Below are 10,564 nucleotides of genomic sequence, written 5' to 3'. Positions count from 1 at the left end.
GATTGCCTCGGCGTTTTTCTCGGCAAATTTCATCCAGTCCTTTTTGGCTTTTTCAAGAGCCTTGAAGCTTTCGATGACCTTTAGAGCGCGCTTATCGTTCTTTCTAGAGCGCTTTTGCTTCGCCTCGTCCGCGCTCTCCTCATCCTCCTCGTCGTCGTAATCCTCCTCCGATAGTTCCTCTTCGTCCTCCTCTTCACCCTCTTCGTCGCTGTCGTCAAAGCTCTTGAAAAGCTCCTTGACGCGGCGTTCGCGGTTGATGAGCGGCTCTTTATAGTCTAAAATGAAGTCTATTAAGTACGGCACCGAGCAAAACGCGTCGATGATGATGTCCTCGCCGAGCTCGATTTTTTTGCTGATCTCGATCTCTTCTTCTTTCGTTAACAGCGGGATCTGTCCCATTTCGCGCAGATACATCCGCACAGGGCTGTCCGAACGGCTCCACTCCAAAAGCTCGACGTCGCTGGATAGATCAAACTCCTCGTCCCAGCCCTCGTCCAGCAGCTTTTTTTGCGTGGCTTCTTTGAGTTTCGCGTCCTCTAAATTTTTGATTTTGGAGATTTCTGCGGCGGAGATCAGCTCGACGTCGAATTTTTTCGTAAGCGCTTCGACCTTCTTAACGGCCGTCGCAGTGGGGGCTTTGTCGAAAAATTTTATCAGTCTTTCGTAGGTGATGTAGCTTTTCTGATTTTCGTCGAAGAACTGCTCGATGGGCGTTAAGGCGTCTTTTGGGCTCGCCATAAAATCTCCTTGTGTCGTTGTGTATTTGGTTTTGGAAAATCGGATTATACCGAAACGCTCTTTATTTTTGCTTATATACGGCATGAACTATCTAAATTTAATGATTTTTCAAATTCTAGAAATTAGGCTAAATTTTAAAATTTAGATTATATTTTTAGCTAAATTTAAGATTGCCCGCTAAAATTTCGTGCTTGCAAGACGAAAATTAGCGCGCCGAAATTCCGCATCCTTTACGCCGCCGATTTAAAATTTAACGCCTCCGCACTCCCTATCTCTGCGCTCTTGCGTTTAAATTTAGCCCTAAATTCTAGGCGAGGAATTCCACCCTCATATCGGAGCGATTGAGCGGATTTTAATAAATTTGTCGGTAAAATCGCACATCTATTTTAAAATTTAAGGCGGAAATATGGCAAAAGTATGGAAATTCGGCGATGATATCGACACTGACATTATTATCGCGGCGCGCTACCTAAATACCTCCGATGCGGCGGTGCTTGCGACGCACATTATGGAGGATGCGGACAGGGATTTTTCGTCCAAAATAGCTCGCGGCGACATCATCGTAGCGGGGAAAAATTTTGGCTGCGGCAGCTCGCGCGAGCACGCACCGATGGCGCTTAAGGCTGCCGGAATTTCATGCGTGATCGCAAAAAACTTCGCTAGGATTTTTTATCGAAACAGCTTCAACACGGGTTTTTTGATCCTCGAATGCGACGAGACGGATAAGATCGCGCAGGGCGACGAGCTTAGCATCGATCTAAAGGGCGGCGTAATTAAAAATTTAACTCAAAAAACTCAGTATAAATTCGGCGCGATACCTGAGTTTATGCAAAAGCTCCTTGATGCCGGCGGAGCGATAAATTATGCAAAAACAAAGATAAACTTGTAAGGAATTTAGATGAAAAAATACGACGTATGCGTGATAAAAGGCGACGGAATCGGCCCTGAGATCATCGAAGAAGCGATCAAGGTGCTCGATGCCGTAAGCCATAAATTTAATTTTGAGCTAAATTTTGACTACCGCTTGATGGGCGGCGCGGCGATCGATATTATGGGCGTTCCGCTTCCGGATGAAACGCTAAATACCGCTAAATCAAGCGATGCGGTGCTTTTCGGTGCGATCGGCGGCGCTAAATGGGACGGCTTGCCGCGCGAACTGCGCCCCGAAAGCGGACTGCTTAAGATTCGCAAGGAGCTTGGAGCGTTTGCAAATTTGCGTCCTGCGATGATTTTTGATGAGCTGATAAACGCTTCGACGCTAAAGCCTGAGATCATCAAAGGCGTCGATATAATGGTGGTGCGTGAGCTTACGGGCGGGATTTATTTCGGGCAGCCGCGCGTTAAAAACGAAAAGGATGCGCTAAATACGATGTGCTACAACGTCTCTGAGATCGAGCGCGTGGCTAAGGTCGCGTTTGAGGCTGCGCTTTTGCGAAACAAAAAGATAACGCTCGTGGATAAGGCCAACGTGCTTGAAACAAGCCAGCTGTGGCGCGAAGTCGTAAGCGAGCTAGCGAAAAACTATGCTGGGATAAATTTAGAGTTTATGTACGTCGATAACGCCGCGATGCAGCTAGTGCGGGCGCCAGCGCAGTTTGATGTGATTTTGACTGAGAATTTATTCGGCGATATTTTAAGCGACGAAGCGAGTATGATCTGTGGCTCGATCGGGCTGCTTCCGAGTGCGAGTATCGGCGGCAAGGTGGGAATTTACGAGCCGATTCACGGCAGCGCGCCCGATATCGCGGGGCAGGGGATCGCAAACCCGATCGCTACGATCTTAAGCGCGGCGATGATGCTAAAATACGCATTCGGCGAGAATGAAGCGGCAGAAGCGATCGAGCTTGCCGTACGCGCCGTGCTTCGCGACGGATACCGCACCAAGGATATCGCGCAGTACGACGCCAAAGAAATTTGCTCGACTGCAGAGATCGGCTCGATCATTGCAGATTACGCGGCTAAGGCTTAGGAGCTAGCTTTGAATGGCGCACTAGCATACGCTATGGAGCTTGAGAAAAAAGGCGATATCTACGGCGCAATGCGGATTTGCCGCGGTATTTTACGCGATAATCCCCAAGATGGCGATGCGGCTGTGCTTTTTGCGCGGCTAAATTTAAATCACCGGGTAAGCTCGGGCGTTAATATGGCGATGCTGGAGCGCTTTTTAAGCGTCGATGCGCGCAAACAAGCGGAATTTAAGAGGTGGCTAATTGATGTATGAAAATGAACTAGAAGATATCATCGAAGCAGTAAATGAGATGAAAGCGCAAAAGCGCGCGCAAGATTTGGCGGCGCAGCAAGAGGGGGCTGTGAATGCAAACAGCGCTGAAGCAGAAGCGCAGGCTTCGCAGGATACTTTAAACCCCGCTTCTTTTGCGCCAGATCTCATTGCACCTGATGCCTTAAATTCTACATCTGTGCCGGATATCGCCTCACCAAACGCGCAAAATTTTACTTCGCGCTTTGTTTCATCGAATGCTTTAAATTCCGTCCTAGATCATTCAAATGCCCTGGCACGCAAGAACTCTGCACATAGCAGCACGGAATTTACGGCGGGCGCTACTTTAAAAAAATCTGCCGCAAAAGATGAAAATTTTACTTTTTCAGGCGAGGAGAATTTTAAAAACTCTGATCTTACAAGCAGTGAAAATTCCGTGGCCTCCGTCTCTTTAAATGAAGAAAATTTTATAAATTCCGCTTCTGTAAATGGCAAAAATTCCACCTTTGCAAACGATGAAATTTTAAAAAGCTCCACCGCAAAATTTGACGAAAGCTTTCGTGATTTATCGGGCATCGCAGGCGAAATTTACGATAGTCTAGGCAGTGATATGAATGGGTTTGCTTCGCCGCAAAGCAGGGACGCAAGCATAGCGCAAAGCTCTGCCGAAAGTAAAGATTTTGAATTAGCGCTAAATTCTACGGATGACGACTCCCAAAGTAAGCAAGATTTGACGCCTCGTATTTTAGGCGCGCATTTTAAGGAGCTAAGCAATGACGATTTTGGGTCTGGCTCTGATTTCAAAGAAAACGAAGTTGACGATTATTTCGGTACGGCGCATTCTAAAAAGCAGGATTTAGCGTCGCTTCAAGCTCAAAATTTCGCCGCACTAGAGATCCGAAATGCTGCCGTGCAGCAGCAAAATTTCGTTTCGCAGCCGCAGAATTTTACGACGCCTGAGGTGCGAGACGATGAGCTCGCCACGCCGCAGCTTCGCAATTCTGCCGCACAGGATATGCAAGCTGGAAGTTTTGCTTCTTCTGGTGCTCAAAATTCCGCCCTGCGCCAGCCTGAAGCAGCGCGACATCTCGGGGCTGCGAGACAAGCGGGCGACAAATCAAAATATCTCGCAAATACAGATTTTAAAATTTCAAGCGAAGCGGAGTTTTTGAGCGCGATAAAAGAGCGAATTTTAGTGCTTTTTGATGGGCTGAACGCTTTTGAGAAGGGCGATTTGAACGCGCGCGTGGAGCTAAATTTAAAATTTATGGAATTTTTGCTTGCAAGTATCGAAAACCGACTTGAAAATCTATCAAAATAACGATTTTATCGCGCTTTTAGATTATCTTAAAAAATTTAGCTCACGCATCTATCTGGTGGGGGGTTGCGTGCGCGATCATTTTTTAGGGCGGGCGAGTGCTGATGTGGATGTGGAGCTTTACGATGTGGGTCCGCACCGCTTCGAGCAAATTATGCATGGCTTCGGCGCACAGGGCGTCGGCAAGAATTACTTCGTCTATAAATACAAAAACTTCGACATCTCGCTTCCGCGCACCGAGAGTAAGACTGGCATCGGACACAAGGGCTTTAGTGTCGCTTTGGCTACGGACGAACATGAGGCTAGTAGGCGGCGTGATTTTACGATTAATGCGATGATGATAGACGCTATAAGCGGCAAAGTGCTCGATTTTTACGGCGGGCTTGCGGATCTGCGCGCGCGTATTTTGCGAGTGGTTGATCCGCACACTTTCGTGGAGGATAGTTTGCGCGTGTATCGCGCGGTGCAGTTTGCAGCGAGATTTGAGCTTCGCACCGAGCCGCGCACCTTAGAGCTCATGCGTAGTATCGACGTTAGCGATCTTAGTTGCGAGCGCATTAAAGCGGAGCTGATTAAATTTTTTCGTGCACCTGCACACCGATATGGGATGACGCTAATGCAAGAGCTGGGGCTTTACGAGCGGGTTTTTGGATTGCGGATTGATCCGCGCACGCACGAGCGGCTGATGAAATTCATAGAGCGCGGCGAATCTTTCGTGAGAAATGAAATGTTTTTTTTATATGCGTTTTTGAATTTTTTAGGATTAGATAAAAATAAAATTTTAAAGAATTTAGGGCTAAATTCTCTTTATAAAAGGCTACTTAGAGAGCCGTTTTTTAAGCGGGTAAGCGACGAGCGGCTATGCAAAATCGCTCTAAAAATGCCGCTTAAGCAGTGGCTCGGGCTATATTGTAAAGGTAGGGTGCAAGCATCAAAGCGGCTTGGGATTTGGGATAAGAAATTTAAGAGCTTGGTTTGCGCTGCGGATGTCGCTCGCAATCTGCGCGGCGCGGCGATCGGCAAGGAGATTGAGAGGCTGCAAGAAGCGGAGATTAGGGCGTTTGTAGCGGCTTTAAAAGCGTAAATTTAGAGAGATTTTTGTAAAATTGCTGTTTTATTTAGGAGCTAGTTTTGTGAAAAAATTCTATCGTCGCGACGAAATTTACGCGTTTTACAAGAATGCTTCGCCTTTGCAAAAGCGCGCTTTTTGCTTTGATCGTAGGCGAAATCTCGTGATTTTTGCTGTGCGAGATTTTATCTTTTATGGCGAGCGAAATTTAAATTTTTGCGGCGTAAGATTTCATAGTGCAAAGCTTAGCTCGGTAGGATTTCACGACGCGGAATTTGACCTATTAAAATTTCATCCGTCGTGCCGCCATACCGAAAAAGCCCACGAGGCGAAGTTTTATGGATCGAGAGAATTTCGCAGATCGCATCACTGCGGTGAGAAATTATATGAGCCGTGCAGCAACGAGACGGAATTTCACGGCTCGCATTGCAGCGAGATGAAATTTTGCGGATTAGGACATCTTGGCACAAAATCTCACAGCCTGCGTCATATTAAACGTATTAAAGCAAAATTTAGCGAGCCGTATCGCGCATCCTGTGTTATGGGAGTAGCTGTAGCGCTGCACCATAGAAAGACGCAAGAGCCGTATCGCTGTGAGAAAAAATCTGACGTACTGCAGCGTCGCAAAATCATGAACCTAAATTTTACTTCGCAGAATTTCAAATTGTGGAATTTTGCCTATTTAAATTTGCAAGGCTTTACTGCGCGAAATCCCAAGCCGCGTAATTTAGCTTTTCGAAATTCTAAATCTCAAAACTTTGCCTCGCGGAATTTTAAATCGCAAAATTCTGCTCATGCAAAATCGGTGATTTTTGATGTTTAATATCGTGTTAGTATATCCGCAGATCCACACAAACACCGGTTCCATCGGGCGTATGTGCGTCAATGCGGGGTGTCCTTTGCATCTGATCAAGCCGCTGGGATTCCTCATCGACGATAAGCATCTGCGCCGCGCGGGGCTTGATTACTGGGCGAACTTGGATCTTAAAATTTGGGAAAATTGGGACGAGTTTATGGCGGCGAATGAGAAATTTAAGCAGCGCTTCTTTTTTGCGACGACGAAGACGAACAAGCTCTATTACGAGGCGAAATTTCAGCCGGGCGATTTTTTGATTTTCGGCTCGGAGGGGCACGGGCTGCCGCTTGAGATCATGCGCACAAACCGCGAAAACTGCATCACGATCCCGATGAGCGGGGCGGGGCGCAGTTTAAATTTAGCCACCAGCGTGGGCATCGTAACCTACGAAGCGATCCGCCAAAATATCGATAAATTCGACTTTAGGAGCGCGGTTTGCGAGTTTTAGCGCTACTTTTTGCGATGTTTTTCTGCGGCGCGAGTGCGGCGGAGCTGAAAATCGCATCGTTTAACGTGCAAAATTTATTCGACGGCGTAAACGACGGCACGGAGTACGCGGATTTTGAGATCGGGCACGGCTCATGGAGCGAGCAAAAATACGAGCGCAAGCTGCAAGAGATAGCGAATGAGATAAGCGCGCTTAATGCCGATATTTTGGGGCTGCAAGAGATCGAAAACGAAGCCGTGCTAAAAGCGCTTGCGCAGAAGGCGGGCTATAAATTCTACGCTTTTTCGCGCGCACAGACTGCACCTGCGGGCGTGGCAGTGATGTCACGCATACCGATAAAATTTCAAAAAATCTACCGCCCGATAGAGCTTAAAACACGAGATATTTTGCGCGCTGATTTTGCGCTTGGCGGCGCTGATTTTAGCTTTTATGTCGTGCATATGCTCTCTGCACGCAATCCGCTAAGCGAGCGCAAGCACAATTTTGGCTTTTTACGCGAGGTTTTGCAAGGGCACCAACGCGCTATCGTAGCGGGAGATTTTAATACGAATTTCGGGCGAAATTCTTTGCTAAACGAGCTTATCGAGCGCGATGGATTTAGTGATTTGTGGGCGCTACATCCCTGCTCGCAGCTAAAGCATCTTGGCTCTTGTGAATCTCATGAAAGCGGCGCAGTGTTAGATCATATCTTGCTTAGCGACGATTTTTTTAGTAGCGAGCCTGGATATAAAAAGGATAGCTTCGCTGTTGCTAAATCCTCTACCGCTTCCGATCATTTCCCGATTAGCTTCATTCTGACGGACGAGGGCGCTTTAAAATCTATGCCGAAAAAGCAAGAATTTTTAGCTAAAAATACCGCTAGCTCCGCAAAGGCCGTCACGATAGAGGAGCTTTACGGGCGCATTATAAGCGAGCCTATGCTGATAAAAGGCGTAGTCGTGAGCTTTACAAACCGCCACGGCTTTGCAATTTCTCAAGATGGAAGCGGAGTTTTTGTCTATGGCGGCAGCGGGCTACAGCTAGGCGATAAACTCGATCTGCTAGTAAAAAAGACGAAATTTTATAAGCAAAGCTTTGAGATCGACGATTATGAGATAGTATCTAGAAACGGCAACGTAGGCTCTATCGCGCCATACGTTTTGCCTAGCGCATCGGTGCGGCAGCTGCGCGCAGGAGATGTGATAAGCACGATAAAAGGCGACGTTAAAGACGGCATAATTGATCTAAAAAGCGTGGGCGAGTTTAGAATTTTTCGCAAAAGCGCTCCTGTGCAAAACGGCAAAAATTTAGAATTTAAAAATGCCTATTTTACGATTTATAAAGGGCAAAAGGAATTTATAGTAGAATGATACACGCCGTTATAACCGCACTTTTCGTGCTTTTTATGATATTTATGATCGTAGGATTTAACCGCGAAATGATGGAGAAAAACGAAAAACGAAATCAACGAAAAAAGGATAAAGATGGAACTACTCATTGAGATTGGGGTCGAGGAGCTGCCTGCGATCCCGTTTTTAAAAGAGCGTGCGAATATCGCGCCAAAATGGCGCGCAGTGCTTGAGGCTAACCGCATAAATAGTGACTTTCGCTTCGAATTTAGCCCGCGTAGATTCGTGCTATTTCACGAGGATTTTCCGCAACGCGGCGATGATGCGCAGATCGTAAGCACGGGCGCACCAAAATCCGTCGCGCTCAAAGACGGCGCGTGGAGCCCTGCAGCGCTAAGTTTTGCTAAAAAATGCGGCATAAGCGAAAGCGAGCTGGAATTTCGGCAGATAGGCGGCAAAGAGGTGCTCTACCACGCTGCGGTGCAAAAGGGGCGTGATAGTTGTGATATTTTGGGCGAAATGATAGAGGAGTTTTTGCGATCACTAAATTTTGGACGCGCGATGCGCTGGGGTGGCGGTGAGTTTGAGTTTATCCGTCCGATAAGAAGCATAGCCTGCGTTTTGGGCGGTCAAAACGTAGATTTTGAAATTTATGGCGTGCGAAGCGCGGCTGCATTTTTTCCGCACAGAAAATTTGGCTATGAAGCGATTAAATTTAAAGACGCCGCAGATTATTTCGCACTGCTGGAGCGTAACGGCGTAATTTTAAGCGAGCAAAAAAGAAAAGATAAAATTCTAAGCGAGTTTGCAAAGCTCGAGAAAAAGCATGGCTTTAAGATCGAGGTCGATCCTGCGTTGCTGGATGAAGTAACGGCTATCACTGAGTATCCGACGGCGCTGCTAGGCAGTTTTGAGCGAGATTTTTTAAGCGTGCCAAAAGAGGTCATCATCACTTCGATGAAGGAGAATCAGCGCTATTTTCCAGTTTTCGAGGATAAAAACTTAAGCAATCACTTCGTTGTCGTTAGTAATGCGATCACCGATGATGACGAGCTAGTGATACGCGGCAATGAAAAAGTTTTACGCGCGCGCCTAAGCGATGCTATGTTTTTCTGGAAAAGCGATTTGCAAGCGGAATTTAGCTCTGAAAAACTTAAGCAAATTTCCTATATGCAAGCCCTTGGCTCGGTTTATGATAAGCAGGTGCGCGAGCTAGCCGTAGCAAGGGCACTGAGCGCGGATTATGCTACGCAGATCGAGGCGGAGATCGGCAAAAAGGATTTTGCGCGGGATGTAGAAAATGCCGTAATGTTTAGTAAAGCAGATCTTAGCAGCACGATGGTGGGCGAATTTAGCGAGCTTCAAGGCATTATGGGTAGTTACTATGCCGCACACGCTGGACTGGCAGATCATGTATGCCGCGCGATACGCGAGCAATATCTGCCTAGTGGCGAAGATAGTGAGCTGCCAAGCGGTGTATTTAGTGGTGTAATCGCTGTGGCGATGAAATTTGAAACGCTCCTGGGGCTTTTTAGCATCAATAAAGTTCCAAGCGGCAATAAAGATCCGTATGCGCTTCGCCGCGCAGCTATGGGGCTAATTAAAATTTTACTAAATCAAGGATTGAGCTTTGATGCGAATGCGCTGGCGCAAAAGCTGGCGCCAAGTTATAAGAAATTTGACATTTCTAAGCTGCTGGATTTTATGAAAGATAGACTATATGGAATTTTTGACAAGATAAATCCGTCGGTGATCAAGGCGTGCATCGCAAGCGGCGAAAACGATCTGTTGCGACTAAGCAAGGCTATAAAAGCTCTGGGCGAGATCGCAGCAGCAGCGGATTTCGGGGAAAATTTTGCGACCTTTAAGCGCCTAGCCAATATCATCAAGGACGAAAAAATTGGCGTGGTGGATGAAAGCCTATTCGAACACGATGCTGAGCGCGCGCTAAATGTGGCGTTCAGGGCGATTAAGCTCAACGAAAACGACGTGAGTGGGTATCTGCGCTCACTATTTGGGCTTAAAGGCGTGATTGATGATTTTTTCGATAACGTAATGATAAACGTCCAGGATACCGCGATACGCGCAAATCGTATCGCAAATATCGGACAAATTTATCGCGCGTTTTTGCAGTTTGCCGATATCAAAGAGATAGGATTTTAATTTCACTTAGAGCTCGTTTGCCCAAGGTTGCACGAATCTTGGGCAGAATTTTACCGTGCAAAGGAGCGCAAATGCTAATCATCAACGCAAAATTACCAACTAAAAATCTAAAAATCATAAAATCTCTCTCGCAGCTGATTCAGGGCTTTCTTTATCGCTATCTGCCGGCTTCAGAGCACGTAGGATATAGGCACGAATCAAGCGGTAAAATTTTTAAACGCACGGTGTTTGATTTTATCTTGCGAGGAGAGGACTTGCGCGTGCGATTTGCTTCATGCGAGCCGGAGTTTGAACGTAAAATCGCGCTAGCAGTGCTAAAAGACGGGCTAAGCTTGGGTGAAATTCTATTTACGCAAACTACCGTCGAAGCAAGATATCATCAATCCTATGGGAGAAGACACGGCTGCTATGAGAACTATACTTACA

The 10,564-nt window shown here is 46.8% G+C and carries 11 protein-coding genes and 1 pseudogene; 11 read left to right on the top strand and 1 reads right to left on the bottom strand.

Features of this window, described 5'->3' with window-relative positions:
- The coding region (locus tag Q0393_RS01715; RefSeq protein WP_298977395.1) for a sigma-70 factor domain-containing protein at nt 1–738 on the bottom strand (738 nt) is incomplete at its 3' end.
- Nucleotides 739–1,144: 406 nt separating this feature from the next.
- On the opposite strand from Q0393_RS01715, the gene Q0393_RS01710 reads away from it, so the two are divergent.
- The 11 genes and pseudogenes from Q0393_RS01710 to Q0393_RS01660 all read left to right on the top strand — a co-directional run.
- Entirely contained in the window at nt 1,145–1,627 is a 483-nt protein-coding gene (locus Q0393_RS01710) for a 3-isopropylmalate dehydratase small subunit (RefSeq protein WP_291937702.1), read from the top strand.
- A gap of 9 nt (nt 1,628–1,636) precedes the next feature.
- Nucleotides 1,637–2,707, top strand: coding sequence for a 3-isopropylmalate dehydrogenase (gene leuB / locus Q0393_RS01705; protein ID WP_298977393.1), 1,071 nt, complete (start codon nt 1,637–1,639; stop codon nt 2,705–2,707).
- A 9-nt stretch (nt 2,708–2,716) separates the two neighbouring features.
- Complete coding sequence (locus tag Q0393_RS01700) at nt 2,717–2,959, top strand: hypothetical protein (protein ID WP_005869161.1); 243 nt, start codon at nt 2,717–2,719, stop codon at nt 2,957–2,959.
- Nucleotides 2,952–4,277: a hypothetical protein gene (locus Q0393_RS01695; RefSeq protein ID WP_298977391.1), complete on the top strand. Its 1,326-nt coding sequence runs from the start codon at nt 2,952–2,954 to the stop codon at nt 4,275–4,277. Before Q0393_RS01700 ends, Q0393_RS01695 begins: the two co-directional genes overlap by 8 nt.
- Nucleotides 4,237–5,358, top strand: coding sequence for a CCA tRNA nucleotidyltransferase (locus Q0393_RS01690; RefSeq protein WP_298977390.1), 1,122 nt, complete (start codon nt 4,237–4,239; stop codon nt 5,356–5,358). Before Q0393_RS01695 ends, Q0393_RS01690 begins: the two co-directional genes overlap by 41 nt.
- 49 nt (nt 5,359–5,407) lie before the next feature.
- Nucleotides 5,408–6,166 carry a hypothetical protein gene (locus Q0393_RS01685; RefSeq protein WP_298977388.1) on the top strand — a complete coding sequence of 253 codons (759 nt, stop codon included), beginning with the start codon at nt 5,408–5,410 and terminating at the stop codon, nt 6,164–6,166.
- The gene (locus Q0393_RS01680; protein WP_298977396.1) at nt 6,159–6,647 is read left to right on the top strand and encodes a tRNA (cytidine(34)-2'-O)-methyltransferase; all 489 of its coding nucleotides are present in this window, start codon (nt 6,159–6,161) and stop codon (nt 6,645–6,647) included. Before Q0393_RS01685 ends, Q0393_RS01680 begins: the two co-directional genes overlap by 8 nt.
- A complete protein-coding gene (locus tag Q0393_RS01675; RefSeq protein ID WP_298977387.1) occupies nt 6,635–7,996 on the top strand; it encodes an endonuclease/exonuclease/phosphatase family protein in 1,362 nt (453 codons plus the stop codon). Before Q0393_RS01680 ends, Q0393_RS01675 begins: the two co-directional genes overlap by 13 nt.
- The gene (locus Q0393_RS01670; protein WP_291937682.1) at nt 7,993–8,127 is read left to right on the top strand and encodes a hypothetical protein; all 135 of its coding nucleotides are present in this window, start codon (nt 7,993–7,995) and stop codon (nt 8,125–8,127) included. The genes Q0393_RS01675 and Q0393_RS01670 overlap by 4 nt, the downstream gene beginning before the upstream one ends.
- Nucleotides 8,111–10,138: a glycine--tRNA ligase subunit beta gene (gene glyS, locus Q0393_RS01665; protein ID WP_298977385.1), complete on the top strand. Its 2,028-nt coding sequence runs from the start codon at nt 8,111–8,113 to the stop codon at nt 10,136–10,138. Before Q0393_RS01670 ends, glyS begins: the two co-directional genes overlap by 17 nt.
- A 71-nt stretch (nt 10,139–10,209) precedes the next feature.
- Nucleotides 10,210–10,564: pseudogene (locus Q0393_RS01660) on the top strand (CRISPR-associated protein Cas6); the annotation flags it as partial.

The organism is uncultured Campylobacter sp., from assembly GCF_938015785.1.
Taxonomy (GTDB): Bacteria; Campylobacterota; Campylobacteria; order Campylobacterales; family Campylobacteraceae; genus Campylobacter_B.
Note: the sequence above shows the minus strand (reverse complement) of the source record. Positions and strands in the feature narration are given on the sequence as shown.